14 protein-coding genes are annotated in these 13,518 nt (G+C 52.5%); 7 read left to right on the top strand and 7 right to left on the bottom strand.

The genetic code is table 11. The features are described 5' to 3' along the window. Nucleotides 1–17: 17 nt before the first annotated feature. The 3 genes from RM190_RS21170 to RM190_RS21160 form a co-directional block, all read right to left on the bottom strand. Nucleotides 18–161 carry a hypothetical protein gene (locus RM190_RS21170; RefSeq protein WP_311761471.1) on the bottom strand — a complete coding sequence of 48 codons (144 nt, stop codon included), beginning with the start codon at nt 159–161 and terminating at the stop codon, nt 18–20. Nucleotides 162–436: 275 nt separating this feature from the next. Then, on the bottom strand, nt 437–880 hold the full coding sequence (locus RM190_RS21165) for a hypothetical protein (RefSeq protein ID WP_311761470.1): 444 nt from the start codon (nt 878–880) through the stop codon (nt 437–439). A gap of 868 nt (nt 881–1,748) precedes the next feature. Next, the gene (locus RM190_RS21160; RefSeq protein WP_311761469.1) at nt 1,749–2,981 is read right to left on the bottom strand and encodes a hypothetical protein; all 1,233 of its coding nucleotides are present in this window, start codon (nt 2,979–2,981) and stop codon (nt 1,749–1,751) included. Between the two features lie 654 nt (nt 2,982–3,635). Here RM190_RS21160 and RM190_RS21155 point away from each other — a divergent pair. Both RM190_RS21155 and RM190_RS23455 read left to right on the top strand, forming a co-directional pair. Beyond that, nucleotides 3,636–4,283 (top strand): recombinase family protein, encoded by a 648-nt coding sequence (locus RM190_RS21155; RefSeq protein WP_311761468.1) that lies wholly within the window; start codon nt 3,636–3,638, stop codon nt 4,281–4,283. A gap of 4 nt (nt 4,284–4,287) precedes the next feature. Beyond that, nucleotides 4,288–4,365, top strand: coding sequence for a hypothetical protein (locus tag RM190_RS23455; RefSeq protein WP_390908805.1), 78 nt, complete (start codon nt 4,288–4,290; stop codon nt 4,363–4,365). Here the strand turns inward: RM190_RS23455 and RM190_RS21150 are convergent. After that, nucleotides 4,349–4,804 carry a YbjQ family protein gene (locus tag RM190_RS21150; protein WP_311761467.1) on the bottom strand — a complete coding sequence of 152 codons (456 nt, stop codon included), beginning with the start codon at nt 4,802–4,804 and terminating at the stop codon, nt 4,349–4,351. The genes RM190_RS23455 and RM190_RS21150 overlap by 17 nt on opposite strands. Before the next feature lie 172 nt (nt 4,805–4,976). Continuing rightward, entirely contained in the window at nt 4,977–5,582 is a 606-nt protein-coding gene (locus RM190_RS21145; RefSeq protein ID WP_311761466.1) for a hypothetical protein, read from the bottom strand. A 415-nt stretch (nt 5,583–5,997) separates the two neighbouring features. Between RM190_RS21145 and RM190_RS21140 the strand changes: the two genes are divergently transcribed. The 4 genes from RM190_RS21140 to RM190_RS21125 all read left to right on the top strand — a co-directional run bounded on the left by RM190_RS21140 (nt 5,998) and on the right by RM190_RS21125 (nt 10,177). Next, nucleotides 5,998–7,224 (top strand): tyrosine-type recombinase/integrase, encoded by a 1,227-nt coding sequence (locus RM190_RS21140; RefSeq protein WP_311761465.1) that lies wholly within the window; start codon nt 5,998–6,000, stop codon nt 7,222–7,224. A gap of 594 nt (nt 7,225–7,818) precedes the next feature. Then, nucleotides 7,819–9,072: a DNA methyltransferase gene (locus RM190_RS21135; protein ID WP_311761464.1), complete on the top strand. Its 1,254-nt coding sequence runs from the start codon at nt 7,819–7,821 to the stop codon at nt 9,070–9,072. Between the two features lie 77 nt (nt 9,073–9,149). Then, on the top strand, nt 9,150–9,635 hold the full coding sequence (locus RM190_RS21130) for a hypothetical protein (RefSeq protein ID WP_311761463.1): 486 nt from the start codon (nt 9,150–9,152) through the stop codon (nt 9,633–9,635). A gap of 8 nt (nt 9,636–9,643) precedes the next feature. Further along, nucleotides 9,644–10,177 carry a hypothetical protein gene (locus RM190_RS21125; protein WP_311761462.1) on the top strand — a complete coding sequence of 178 codons (534 nt, stop codon included), beginning with the start codon at nt 9,644–9,646 and terminating at the stop codon, nt 10,175–10,177. Nucleotides 10,178–10,280: 103 nt separating this feature from the next. Here the strand turns inward: RM190_RS21125 and RM190_RS23450 are convergent, their stop codons facing one another. Continuing rightward, nucleotides 10,281–10,541 carry a hypothetical protein gene (locus RM190_RS23450; protein ID WP_390908803.1) on the bottom strand — a complete coding sequence of 87 codons (261 nt, stop codon included), beginning with the start codon at nt 10,539–10,541 and terminating at the stop codon, nt 10,281–10,283. 399 nt (nt 10,542–10,940) lie between these two features. On the opposite strand from RM190_RS23450, the gene RM190_RS21120 reads away from it, so the two are divergent. Then, nucleotides 10,941–11,144, top strand: a complete 204-nt coding sequence (locus RM190_RS21120) for a hypothetical protein (RefSeq protein ID WP_311761461.1) — start codon at nt 10,941–10,943, stop codon at nt 11,142–11,144. Between the two features lie 230 nt (nt 11,145–11,374). Here the strand turns inward: RM190_RS21120 and RM190_RS21115 are convergent, their stop codons facing one another. Then, the gene (locus RM190_RS21115; RefSeq protein ID WP_311761460.1) at nt 11,375–12,190 is read right to left on the bottom strand and encodes a hypothetical protein; all 816 of its coding nucleotides are present in this window, start codon (nt 12,188–12,190) and stop codon (nt 11,375–11,377) included. Nucleotides 12,191–13,518 lie beyond the last annotated feature (1,328 nt).

Here is a 13,518-nt window from a genome sequence, read left to right as displayed (position 1 = left end):
CGCGAGTTCATCGCAGCTCAAACCACAACCGCCTGAGTGTCCGGTGAAATGGGGGCAAGACCAGTGAGCCAGTTTGTGCTTAGTGTGATTGGCTTGTCTTTATGTAGGTCCTGTAGGTGATCTTTTGGGTTAATTGGATTCTTGATTTCAATATCGTTCATTTAATTTCCTTCTCTTTTCTGTTTGTTGTTTTGATTTAGTTCAAAGTCGGCGCTCCATAGAAGTGTTGAATAACCATCTTCCTTATGGATTCTCTTTTTGAATGGTCCTAGATTTTCAGCTTTCAGGCACTGTTCACAGCAACTGTAGTGGATGCCTTGATGAAATAGCGGACCGCCCCTACACCCCTTACGGATACATTGTGGGGAATATGGTTTACTCCAGGGGTGCACATGCTCTTTACTCTTGTAGTCAGTGGTAAACTTGCCTAGCTGACTCATTGAGCTACAACCCTATATTGGTTAATTCGCTCTAGAGCGTCATAGAGGGCTGCTACAACCCGTTTGCCATTGTTGTAGTAGTTGGGTAGCCTAAAGCCCTTAATGCGCCTCTGTGGCCCTTGTGCGTGTCTCTTAAGGGAAGTGGAGTTTGCTTCTATCCGCTTGATCGCACTTTCCGTAGATTGCTTGGCGAATTTCAGAAGCTCTGTAGGCGTAAAAAGATAGTAGTCGATGTTTTCGTGCTGAAATGCGATTACTTGATCGGGTGCCACACCCATTTCTAAGAGTAGTTTGGTAGCTGCTTCTCTTGTGGGATTGGTTGAGCCTGCAACAATGATCTTAGAGTCAATGACTGCATCCCATTTTGGCTTCCCCTTAGTGTCCCTAGTGAGGGGATGGGGCTTAAGTGTGACTATTAAAGTCTGTTGATTTTTCTCCATGATAGTTTCCGTTGATATTCATTCCCCACTGTAGGGCGTTCAGGTGAAGCCATGAACTACAGGCTTGCTTTAGCAAGCTAGGGATCACCTGATATGTATAACTGACTGATTTCATTGAAATACGTTCTGGGTGCTTTCAAGTGACTTACTTGTTCAATTAAATTGTTTGGTTACAATGCGCTATCCGTAAATGGTCAGGTTCTGGACCTTGATGGGATTAGCTCAGGAATGGCTATCGTCACCATCTCTGTTCTGAATTTCTAACCGTAAGATTATTTTAAAACTTTCCATTTAGGCATAACGAGCGCAGCGGATCAGAGTATAGCTTGCGCTATCTCCTGCCTCTCCTTCAGAGAGTACATCCTTGACTCACGAACTATCGTTCTTTATGAGCTGCAAAGTTAATTAATTACTGATAATGTAGAATGAATAACGATAGTCGTTGGATATGACTAAAGTTATTCTAGATTCTACAAATAGATTATTTATCTTTATATGTAGTGCCAGATAACTTTAGACTGATGCTCACGAAGTGAGTAGCAGCGATAAGAGCGAAGCTCTTTGAGTATGTAACACTACAGTTTAGGATTCTCATTTATGATTTATTATTAATTAATGGAAATGAACTCCCTACTGTAGCACCCTTCTCTTTATTTTGTAGATTAACTGAAAGTGAAGGCTTGCCTGAACGCAAGGAGGGGTTGTTACACCCTTTCTTGGGTGAAGGTAGGGTATTACTCATTGCCTTGCATACGTGGGTTTTGACGTTGTTGAATTGGTATCTGTATTATAAGGCGCATCTTTGTAACCTATTGATTTAATAGGAACAATTTTAGCATTTGGCGGAACTTTTCCTCCACACCATAGCTTACGCCGCTTCAAGCACTCCTGGAAACTCAAGTTCTTTGGCGCTCAGCCAGTCCACGAGGAGCTTTTTCATTCTGGGTGATGCAATATACAAATCAATGCTCTCACCATTCCTAAGCGCGGAACGAAAAACAAACTGAATTAGCTCTGATAGTGCAAAGTGGTCATCATCAACCGGAAATCCGTGAGATTGGAAGTACGCCTTGACGTTGGCGTTAGGGTATCGGTTGTACAGATGAACGACTACATTCTTGTTGGCATGATCGTTCGTTGCTCTAGTGCCTGCCCAAAGCCATGAGTTTTTCACCGCCCTCATTTTCTTATTGCCTACATACTTGGCCCCCTTCTCCGCGTTAGTTTTGGGTAGTGTGGTCAGAAGCTTTTCATCTGGAACACTGCGCGATACTGACCGTAAAGCATCACCCACCTTATCCAGCCTTGTCCGCTCTGCTTTCTCGTACCAGCTTGCTGATAAGCTGAACTTGGACAGAGCCTCAATAGCCCGAGTGCTTTTAAAATTTATCCTTTCCTTTAAAATACCGATAACCTCCTCATTGGTCTTGTGCAGGGGAAGGTTGAGCGTCCGCCAGCCAACATTGTGTAGCTCAAGGAACCTATGTAGGATTGAGCCTTCAAACATATATGTTAGGACGGTTACTCGCTTTGCGGCTAAGAGAAGGCTTATAGGAACTTGAGTAACCAGAAAGTCTCTTTGACCTTCACTCTTTGAAGTGTAGAGGATTCCTTGACGCGCTGCTTCTACGACTTCATCCAGAGAGCTTGCCTTAAAGGAATCGGCGTTTCCGTTCATAGTTACTTTGCTGTAAGGTCCTTCAATGCTGCATTGACCTAACGAAATGAGGAGTGGAAGATCGCCCTTCCTTCCTTGATTGAACTTTTCGATCACAGCAATTTCTTCGTCCAGTACAACTTCGTAGTTTTGATCTTTTATTACTTTCCAATGCGCTTCGCCCATCCGGAGGAACAACGCATGAGTGCAGGAAATGTTTTCTCCATCCTCCAGCAACTTCAACAGATCAACTGATTTACTGTAGCCCTCAGGAGACTTGAACCGTAGCTCTGGCACCTCCCGTTGAACTCGTACGGTTACTTCTGTAAGCAATGGTGAGACGTAGATGTACTTAGCATCATCGCGGGCCTTCATCCATTTAAAGACGGCGGTTGATTTTCCTGTCCCTGGTAGGGCGTCAATAACTTCAATTATTTTAGTCACGAAAAACTATCCTCAATACATGAAAAATTCCCCGCAGGCTTGCTATTGCCCGTGAGGTAAGGTGGTTTGATTTTTTTTGATTTATATGTAGGGGCAGTTAGACAAACGTGTCTCTCGACAGATCAGCCAACCGCCCCCATGCAGATTTTCTGTTGTCTCAGTTGCAGACTATAAGACAACGCGCGCACTCTGGAAAACGCGCACATACTTCCAAAAGCAGCTACAAGGAACAGCCTGACAGATTTAGCTACAGAAAATAGCTACAGATGGAAGATGATTGGAATTTCATAATTTGCGCCGAGGGGTCACAGCCTGCCGTAAGCGCATCTAACATAACGCATGAAACACGAAAAAGTTCCATCCGATATGAAATATTTTATTGACAGACGCACGAGAGCTTAACCCATCGCAGCGAATCAATATTCAAGAATTATACACCGAAAGCGTGAGTTCGTCAAGCACTATTTGTTACAAGTTGCATTTATTCCTTGACATGAGCGAATCGTTGCCGCGGTCGCGATTCGCCCTTTGTCCGTAAAGGTGTACCGTAACGTACAGTCACGCAACACGGCTGATACCCGTCCGTAAGGGTTGATTTAACTCTACGGACATGTATTCATATGGACATAGCCCTATCGGACAGGAATCAGCCCCATGTCACAGACAATCCTTTACGCTCGCGTTTCTACCGCCGAACAGACGACCGCTCACCAGAAGACACAAGCTGAACAGGCAGGCTTCAAGATTGATCGAGTTGTAGCAGACGAAGGCATTAGCGGAGTGTCCGTCGATTTTGCCGACCGCCCTGGAGCCAAGCGGCTTTTCGATATGTTGCGCCCTGGTGATGTTCTGGTTGTGCGTTGGGTAGACCGTCTTGGCAGAAACTATGACGATGTGACCCACACTATCCGTGCCCTTATGGCGCAGGGCGTTGTGATCCGTACTGTCATCAACAACTTCACTTTCGACGGAGCCACTACCAATGCCGTGCAGAAGGCCATTCGTGATAGCCTCATTGCGTTCATGGCAGCTATGTCTCAAGCTCAAGCAGAAGCTACGAAGGAAGCACAGAAAGCCGGGATCGCTCATGCGAAGGTCACTGAAGGGAAGTACCTAGGCCGCAAGCCCTCCTACAGCCGCAAAACCCTCCTTGCCGTGTGTGACGCTCTCAGTGCCTCTGTGAGTGTATCCGAGATTGCAAGAACGCATGGCCTCTCACGTCAGGCAGTCATTCGGATCAAGGATCATCCTGAACAAGCAGAAGCAGCACTAGCGCGTTGGACTCAGCAAAGCCAAGAGTGAAGGGATGAAGCCTAACGCTATCGCTGAGGCTGTCAGTATAAGTCGGGCTAGTGTCTACCGTGCATTTAGTGCTGCAACTTGACGGCAGTACCTGAGGCAACCAAAAGCAGCATTTTCCCATTAATGTCAGAGTATTGTAGGTTCACGGCAACTACTGCATCAGCACCAAGCTTGAACGCTTCTTCTTGCAGTTCTTGAAGGGCAGTCTGCTTGATCTCCCTGAGCGAAGACTGCATCACCTTGCTACGTCCACCGAACACATCTCTCAAACCAGTAGCCAAGTCCTTGAAGATGTGAAGCCCTACAACACACTCGGCGGATACGATCCCAAGGCGCTTTGTCACCCTTAGGTTGCTAGTGGCCTCAGTGGTCAGAAGAATAGAACTTACCGCTTCCGAAACCTCAGCCTCTGTAGCGTAGTCAGTTGCTCCTAGCTCATCCTCACAGGATCGGCAGAGTTGGGAAACCGGATTGACCGTAAAGTCCTCATTCTGGCAAGCAGCACATACAGCCACGATCACTCCCCCGACCTGTCACAATCTGCGCAAGCCTAGGGTCCCCCCAAAAGACTCGTCAAGGGTTTCGCTCGGGCCGGGTACCCGTACCCATTTCCAAAATAAAAAATAAAAATTTACCATGTCTATTCAGAGCCTCTGCTACTGCCAGTGTAACTTTACAAAATAAATATAGGTATCATCCTGTCGTCAGATTGCAGCTACGAGTATACACCTGTTCTAAAGTTAGGTGTGGATCAAAGCGTGGCCAGTGCTTTCCTGTTGTCCTACTCAAAAAATCTACTTGTTTGTGAAATGACTCCTTAAGGTAGTTGTGCATCCACTCAAAGAGTTCCTGCCAATGAGGTGCAGCCCCGTCGTAAGTACTTGCCCACCAATGTATTTTGAATTGAACCTCGTTCTCCATGACAAAAAGTTCAATCTCAGCAGCTACTGTGTCATGAGCGCCGTGATGGGCGTATCGTTCATTTCTAAGAGATATAATTTCATTATGCGCTTTAATAAGATGCGCAGGAATTAGTTTCTTCTTAAAAACAGATGCACCTTTGCTCTCGGTGAAAAAGCGTCCGTATGACATGACGATTACCGAAACAAATGCCTCAATGTCCATAGTTCGGTTAATATCTGCAGATAGCCTAGCTTCCTTGCTGACTTCTTGAAGCCTTTTCATGTAGAGAAGAATGTGTTGAGCGCTCGCCAAGTTTATTATTGTATGTCTTAGCCTATTTATATGGTTTATGTTCTTATCAATATATTCCTTGGCATTTTGCTCGGTGAAACTCACTGATACTTCCACTTGCTTTCAGACACGTTGATTCGCGTACGTCTGATTGGGTCAACTGTAGGTCAAGATCCGGGCTGAGTGGTCGAAGGCACACCCCTGCTAAGGGTGCAGACGGGGAACCGTCTTGAGGAACTGACAAAAGCTCATTTCGCGTGTGGTCAACGTGTGTGGCTAACGTGTGTGGTTACTTACCCTTAACACACTGAAAAATATAACTTAAGTGAGGTGGCGGAGACGAAGTCCGCCTTCCAACTGTTGCAGCCGACCGCACCCAGAAGCCAGTCCACAGGTATCTTGTTGTTTTCGTGGACGTTTGCTGCGTTCCATCTTGCATCCAGTTGCACGGGACCGTATCCAATGGCAACGTTTTCGTTGGTAAGGATGTTGGTAGAGTATGCCAAGGCGGGTCAAGGAGATGTCAGCAATCGAGGTGAAACGCCTCGTCGAGCCGGGGTTTCACGCGGTTGGCGGTGTGCCCGGACTTCACCTTCGCATCAATGATGGCGACGGTCGATCCTGGATCTTGCGGTCGACGGTGAATGGTAAGCGCCGCGACATCGGGCTCGGTGGCTTTCCCGACGTGTCCCTTGCCGCCGCGAGAGAGGCGGCAAGGGGAACGCGAGAGCAGATCAGAAGTGGCGTTGATCCAGTTGAGAAGCGAAAGGAGGCCCGTCGGCAGCTCGTCCTTGACCAGAAGATGGGGCTCACGATGGCCGAGACTATCGAGCAATATCTGACGAGCGGGAAACTCGACGCCCTGAGCAACGTCAAGCACCAAGCGCAGTGGCGCTCGACGCTCGAAACTTACGCGGTCCCTCTTATCGGGAAAAAGCGACTCGTGGACGTCGATGTGGCCGACATAAAGGCTGTTCTCGATCCGATCTGGCAGTCGAAACACGAGACTGCGACCCGCGTTCGATCGCGCTTAGAGGCTGTGCTCTCCTGGGCCTCTGTCAACGAACTGCGCACCGGCGAGAACCCAGCGCGCTGGAAGGGCAACCTCAAAGAGCTGATGCCTTCCTTCAAGACGGCAGCCATCAAGGACCACCAGCCGGCGCTTCGGGTTAGTGATGCCCCTGCTTGGTATTCGGCGCTTACACAGCGCGAAGGCACCGCGGCACGTGCCCTACAGTTTTTGATCATGACCGCAGCAAGGTCTGGCGAGATTAGAAAGGCAGAGTGGTCAGAAATCCACTTCGAAGAGCAAATGTGGATCGTCCCAGCTGCCCGCATGAAGATGAGGCGGGAGCACCGAGTCCCTTTGTCACAGCCCGCGCTTGCGTTGCTGAAAGACCTGCCGAAGATGGCCGGAACGGACCTCATCTTTCCTTCGCGCCAACTGAAGCCCATGTCCGACATGACGATAGCCGCAGTTATGAAGCGAATGCATGGGAGTGAGGTCGCGAACGGACAACTCGGATGGATTGATCCGGTCTCGAAGCGTCCATCCGTGCCCCACGGCTTGCGTTCGACCTTTCGGGACTGGGTCGCAGAGAAAACAGACTACCCAGGTGACTTGGCTGAATTCGCTTTGGCGCACAAAGTGGGGAGCGCGGTGGAACGCGCCTACCGCCGGAGCGACATGCTGGCGAAGCGCACGAAGATGATGACAGACTGGGCCGCTTATTTGCGATCGCAATGAAGTGACGCCTGGGCAGGCCTAGCTTTCAGCGAAGTAGTCCTCGTCGACCGTATAGATCGTGTAACTGCTGCGCGCACTGACGCCGACACCATACTGGATCATCTAGGCGGCCTTCTAGCCGGCTGTCCGCTTGTGAGACCTTGGACTTGTCCTGCTGTTGGGCGCGGTCACGATCACGGACTCCGGAGCCGTCGGGGTGGTGCTGTCACGGCTCACCCACCGTGAGCGAGAATCCGATAGCGCAATCGATAGGATCGCCGACGGCGCAACTCGCGGTGACGTTGCTGCGGAGGATACCACAGCTGATCGGGGAGGAACAACCGGGGATCCTGCCGTTCCTGGCCGTGCTATGCGAAGTGAATCGAGCGTTCGCAGAGGAAAGTAAAGGAATATGTGCAAACCGGTCGTCGGCGGCCGTGCAAAAAAAATCTCAAAGGGGACGTTCTCCCGACTCGGTTGCGACCCTGGCAGCTGAAAGTGGGAACGATAAGGGAACGAAAATCCGGGAAAACTCTGGCCGACCGTCCCAGTAGGGTTTGCGCCCGCAGGTGCCTCAACATATAGTTTGCTTATTGACGCGCATCAGGAGTGACCATGAACCAGCTCTCTTTCTTCGATGAGCCGCCGGCCGCCACCCTGGACGCCCCGCTTTCCGAGCGAGCGGTTGAGGATTTCATCGAAAATGTGGCCGAGTTCGACCAATTCGGCACGAAGACGGCGCGCGATATCATTGACGAAATTCCCTACTTTGTGAATGAGTTCTGGACTGCAGGGCAGCGGCAGGCGCACAGCATCCATGAGATCAGCTATCGTGCCTGTTTCAAAGCTCAACTCCCCCAATTCTTCATCGAGCGGCTAACCCGGCCTGGTGATGTGGTGCATGATCCGTTTATGGGTCGCGGGACCACGCCCGTGCAGGCGGCTCTCATGGGGCGTCAAGCTTTCGGAAACGACATCAATCCGCTCTCTGTCCTGCTAACCCGGCCGCGCCTGGCGCCCGTTGACCAAGGTGCCGTCGATAAAGCGCTCCGGTCCGTTGACTACAACTCCGGCAAGATCCGACGCGACGATCTGAAGGCGTTCTATCACCCTGAGACCCTCGCCGGACTTGAGGCGCTCCGTGACTGGATCGATGTCCACGCACCGATCGGTGACCATACTCCTGACCCGGTGGCCGACTGGATCCGGATGGTGTCGATCAACCGGTTGTCCGGGCACTCGCCCGGCTTCTTCTCGGGCCGCTCGATGCCCCCAAACCAGGCGGTTAGCGTCAAGGCGCAACTGAAGATCAACGAAAAGCTGGGCGTCACTCCCCCGCCGCGTGATATCGCTGCCGTCGTATCGAAGAAGACGCGCACGCTACTGAAGGATGGCCAGGCACCGTCTCAGGTCCGGCACTCCCTGCATGTCGGATCGGCTTGGGACACCCCTGGCATCGCGGAGCGGTCGGTCGATCTGGTCGTTACATCTCCGCCGTTTCTCGACATCGTCCAGTATGCGCTGGACAACTGGCTGAGGTGTTGGTTCGCCGGTATTGACCCGGAAACCGTCAAGATCGCGATGCATCGCACCGAGGAATCCTGGACGGAAATGGTTCATAACGTCCTCGCCGAGCAGGCTCGCATCGTCCGTTCTGGTGGCCACGTGGCTTTCGAAGTCGGGGAGGTCCGTAATGGAAAAGTCCTTCTCGAGAAGCTGGTGTGGCGCGCTACCGAAGGCCTTCCCTTCGAGAGACTCGGGGTGTTGGTCAACGACCAGGAGTTTACCAAGACAGCTAACTGCTGGGGTGTAAACAACGGGTCGAAGGGAACCAATACGAACCGGATCGTGGTCTTGCGCCGGCACTAATCTGCCGACCTAATGCTCTCATTCTCGAATCGAAGGGGGGAGCATTGGCCTACATAGATATAGCTATCACTCCGCAAATGCTTGAGTTCGCGGGCGCTGTGGCTGACAAAGTCGCCGTCGCGCGCACAAAAGCCTCGAGCATAGACACTATGACAGGGATCATCGGAGAACTTGCCTTCGCCGAGTGGTTTCTCGGTGATTGGCAGAAGCACGACATCCTCAATACGAAAGGCTTCCCAGATTTCGATGGCCGTATCGAAATTAAGACGAGCACCTTTCCGTTTAGCGACCGGCTCAATCTCCTTGTCCGCCAGGATTATGCAGCTGCCCGTCAGCCGGAATGCTACGTTCAGATAATCATAGACGCTCCCGTCCGCGGCCCTAAAGCCATTGAAGCAGGATGGGTCTGTAGAATTTCTGGATGGGCTACGTCGGCCGATGTCGACGCGGCGCCTCTACGTGATTTCGGGAATGTTTGGGGCGGTCGCGGTGGTTATAAATGCCATCACATATCGATCTCCAATCTCCGTGATATGGATGAGTTCCCAATTGCCAGAAAGTGAGAATAAAAATGAAGAACAAGTTCCGAATATCCTGGGACGAGCAAGAACTGGCCGCGGCCATGCGAGTCCAAGTCCAAGACGTCCGTGAATATTTTATGGACGGTCGCCGGGTTTCGTTTATCATCGAACGCCGCCTGAAATGGGATCATACAGGTTGGCAACTCGCCCCTTCCGAGGGAGCAGGATATGACCTTCTCGATCCCACTGGCGGGATGTGGGAGGTTCGGTCTATCACTGGGGGTGGTGTGTATTTCAACCCGTCCAACCAGGTCGGCTCAGGCCGGAAATTCAATGAAGACGGATTTCAGGCGAAGCTCGGTGGGGTGAAGGGGTTCATACTGACCGACATTATGCAGTTTCCAGAAATGGACGTTTATGTTGTTCCGGTGCAGAACGTGCTTCGTTGGCATGCTGCCGGACAGTTGGGTGCTAACGCGAGGGTCTCCAGGTCGCGCTTCTTGAAGAACCTCGTTCCGGACATCCAATATCCCGACCTAGAGTCAAAGATTGCCGCCGATAGCATGGGTGTTGATAGAGCCTGATACATGGGAAAGCCCCGCGCGGCACATGCCGGCGGGGCCTCTGGGCTCCTTGATAAATATCGGCGAGCAGGCAGTGCCGACGCGATCACCGGACAAGGAGAATCTAGCTCGGGCTGCGGGCGTGATCATGACTCGGGCACGACCCGATGATGCCCTCCGCGTTGTTTCGGACGCTCTGATAGAACTCGTCTAGGTCTCGGCTTTCTTTTCCCAGATGCGCGCTTTCCAGCGTGTCGAGCACGCCCGGAATCGCGCGCGATACCGGACTCTCTTCGGTGAAGGTATGCGGCTCTGAGGCGCTCGTAGTAAGTGCCCTTTTCTCGTTCGGTGACGGTCGCAACCCGATAGCTATGGAGAAGATCATAAAGGTCACCGTGAAATTCTGCCACAAAGACCATCTGTTCGATGTTTCCCTTCGACAATCTGCCACGCGAGAGGTGCGATCTGACGGGCACCGATGCGCCAAGAAACGAACCAGTGGAAGCGCAAGGCTGCGAGCACCGACTACCAATAGCTGTTGCTCACCGGTCGGGATCGGGCTTACACCTGAGTATTACTGCGCAGAACCGTGATCGTCGGGTGGGACGTGCGACGAAGTTCCCTATGTGCCGGTGCGTGAACCGAGATACCGAGGCCGTCGTTCAGTGCGAGCCACGGGCCGAGAGATCACTGAGCAAGCAGACATGTTCCGGTAGACAGATGAGGGGCTTGATCGGTATCGAGGGCTCCAACCGAAGGGCGTCCATTCCGTGGAAAGACCGAAATGATGATCTACCTACAGGGGAAGATGTGCGGCGGCTTCCAGACTGTTGGTTCGTTCGCCGAAAACGGCGCGCCTGTTCTCTCGGCAAACCTCAACGGCAAGTTGGTGCCCCCAGACGCGCCGCGCAAGCGCTTGTCTGCGGCCGAGGCGATGGCACGCACCAAGGAGCAATACAAGCAGACCCTCGCCTATCTTATGGACTGATGCCAGCGGCGGTGGCGCGCTGGGGCCAGCGGCTTGTGGCAAGGACTGTGTCATCCGCAGCCGATCGGTCCCGCAGTGCTGCCGTTCCCCTTTGGCCGGAGATGGCGGAAGCTTGATGATCCGTCTCGATGTGGCAGAACGGTAGATTTTCTACCGAGCCATTCGATGGTTGCACCGAGTAGCTCTCAGTCGAAGACCAATCGTTCTAACCCTGTCCGAGCCTCTTACGCCTAGAACATCGCGAAGAAAGGGTTGCTGCTCATCTCGAGATCGTCGTGCGCCTTCTCGATATCGCGATGAAGGAACACCTTTCCTCCGGACCTGCGTATGGCACCTGCGGTCCTCAACGTCTCGACTGCGCCTGCTATCATTTTGTTCATCTCTTCGTCCGACAGATCAATGTCATCCGCCAATGGCACGATCTCAGCATCAATAACCGGATCGCACTGAGGGTCGAACTCCCCGTTCTTGAGCAACTGACGGCAAACGATGTGATTGATGGTGTTTCGGAGGTCTGTCTCTGCCGAAACATCACAGCCGTCGAACTTGTAGACGTCGAACGGGTTACGGCGAAGCGACAACGCCTCTCGGATGCGCGCACGCCTCTGCTCGTTCCGGGCCTTCCTCTCGGACTTCTTCGTGTCGGCCATTACGCCCTTTCGGTAGGCCCGCACGTGGCGACCCTCTTCATCCTGGATCTTGGTAGCGTATTCGACGCGCTTCTGAACCAACTGGCGTTGGTATTCTGGATCTGCCTTGCGAGCGGCTTTACGAGCTGCCTTCACGACCGGGTCAGCGTCTTTTTGCTGCTTCGACTCAGCGAGTATCTTCCGTTGACCGTCGGTCAGCAGGCCATACCATTCGCTTTCACCCTTGGGATCGTCATCCCGCGATGGTCTTGTCCGATAGAGTTCACCGGCATATGTGCGCGCTGTTTTGCTGTCAGGACCTGCAGGATACTTCCACTTGATCCACGCTTCGATGTCGGCGTCAGACTGACCAGGAAGGGGTGTCAGGTCGGGAACGGTTGTGGCGTTTGCGGGCATGTGTTTGGGTCTTGCGCCTGTGAGCATATCAGCAGTGAGCCGAAGATAAGAGCTGCCGAGGGAAGGCGCAACGAGAAAAGCGTCTCACAGTCGCGTATAATATTGAAGGTAAGAGGGAAATCTCCGCTAGCTCCATGAAGAACAGTCGGTAGTGAGACATTTTTCTCCGTCTTTATATACATACTTAAAGAATACACATACTACAGGCTGAGAAAAGTGTCTCACACTCTCGGTATGTAAGGCGAAGCCGGCTCAGCACTGAGGTTCTCTCCTCGGGTATTCGTGGGCGTCGCCCGCGCGTTAAGCCTAAACTTCAAGTATGTGTCCGGCACCCGTCGCGCACCTTCGCAGAGCCTCTGGGTTGGGCCCCACAGCCGCATGACGCATCGCCTGATGTCCACCCACCAGAAGTGCCCGCAAGGGCGCTCCACGGCCTCCTGCGAGTCTCCCAGCGCATCGGGCACGTGGACGTCTTATTCCGTCCGCCCAGAGCGAGATCTGAACCACTTCTGCCCCAACTGCCGCCCGAGTCGATCCGTAGGAAGAATCGGCAGTTCAGATCAACCTCTCAGCCCGACAGAGCATCTGCCATCATTCGCACGCAGGTGCACCATCGACAGGGTGTTGATACGCTCCAGCTCATACCGGAAGGTGCCGATAGAAACTCGACCGATGCCAAACGTCTGCCGCGCTACCCCTCCTCCACGGTCGCGATACCCGCCCCGGAAGCCAAAATCGCTTGGCCTTGACCATCAGTCTTCCATGACCTGACATCATCGACCGCGATTGACCACGCAACATCACCTGAGACTCGCCAAGGCGCGCGCTGAGCGCGTCCGTGGTGTTCTCTGGCGCGAGGGTAGCGGGAGACCGGGAACGCGCTCCACAAGCAACTGAGCGCTTCGCTTGACAGCCGAGACAGTGCTCATCCCAGTCCGTCTCTCCTCTATACCATATAGCTATTACTGAAAGATACTTACTAAGAAGACGTGAGACGGACTGGGATGACGTGATCTCGTTCTTCCGGCTCAACTCTGTGCCCGGACTCGTCCTCGGTGCTTCGGTCCCATCGTCCTCGGTATCCACCTCGGTGTCCTCGAGGCTTCTCGTTTCGATCTAGGTTCGGCGCTTTTCGTTTAGTCGTGCGCGTCCCACGATCCGTCTTTCGTTAGGAAAACGGTTTTTGGGGGTCCAAAACGTCGCACTTTTGGTAAGTAGCCCCAGAAGCCCCAGCGTTTGCTGGGTTTGGACATAACATCCTAGCTCGGTTTTGTTACATTTTGGGACGCGGATGTTACGTCGGGTGACCCAAAATGTAACAAAATCGG

Origin of the sequence: Paracoccus broussonetiae, from assembly GCF_031854425.1 — a bacterium.
Classification (GTDB): Bacteria; Pseudomonadota; Alphaproteobacteria; order Rhodobacterales; family Rhodobacteraceae; genus Paracoccus; species Paracoccus broussonetiae.
This window is presented reverse-complemented; position numbering and strand designations above follow the sequence as displayed.

Bases quoted from the DNA above. Each gene is read 5' to 3' on its own strand.
- RM190_RS21115 (WP_311761460.1), bottom strand. From the start codon at position 12,190: ATGCCCGCAAACGCCACAACCGTTCCCGACCTGACACCCCTTCCTGGT.
- RM190_RS21135 (WP_311761464.1), top strand. From the start codon at position 7,819: ATGAACCAGCTCTCTTTCTTCGATGAGCCGCCGGCCGCCACCCTGGAC.
- RM190_RS21165 (WP_311761470.1), bottom strand. From the start codon at position 880: ATGGAGAAAAATCAACAGACTTTAATAGTCACACTTAAGCCCCATCCC.
- RM190_RS21130 (WP_311761463.1), top strand. From the start codon at position 9,150: ATGCTTGAGTTCGCGGGCGCTGTGGCTGACAAAGTCGCCGTCGCGCGC.
- RM190_RS21125 (WP_311761462.1), top strand. From the start codon at position 9,644: ATGAAGAACAAGTTCCGAATATCCTGGGACGAGCAAGAACTGGCCGCG.
- RM190_RS21155 (WP_311761468.1), top strand. From the start codon at position 3,636: ATGTCACAGACAATCCTTTACGCTCGCGTTTCTACCGCCGAACAGACG.
- RM190_RS23450 (WP_390908803.1), bottom strand. From the start codon at position 10,541: ATGATCTTCTCCATAGCTATCGGGTTGCGACCGTCACCGAACGAGAAA.
- RM190_RS23455 (WP_390908805.1), top strand. From the start codon at position 4,288: ATGAAGCCTAACGCTATCGCTGAGGCTGTCAGTATAAGTCGGGCTAGT.
- RM190_RS21170 (WP_311761471.1), bottom strand. From the start codon at position 161: ATGAACGATATTGAAATCAAGAATCCAATTAACCCAAAAGATCACCTA.
- RM190_RS21120 (WP_311761461.1), top strand. From the start codon at position 10,941: ATGATGATCTACCTACAGGGGAAGATGTGCGGCGGCTTCCAGACTGTT.
- RM190_RS21140 (WP_311761465.1), top strand. From the start codon at position 5,998: ATGTCAGCAATCGAGGTGAAACGCCTCGTCGAGCCGGGGTTTCACGCG.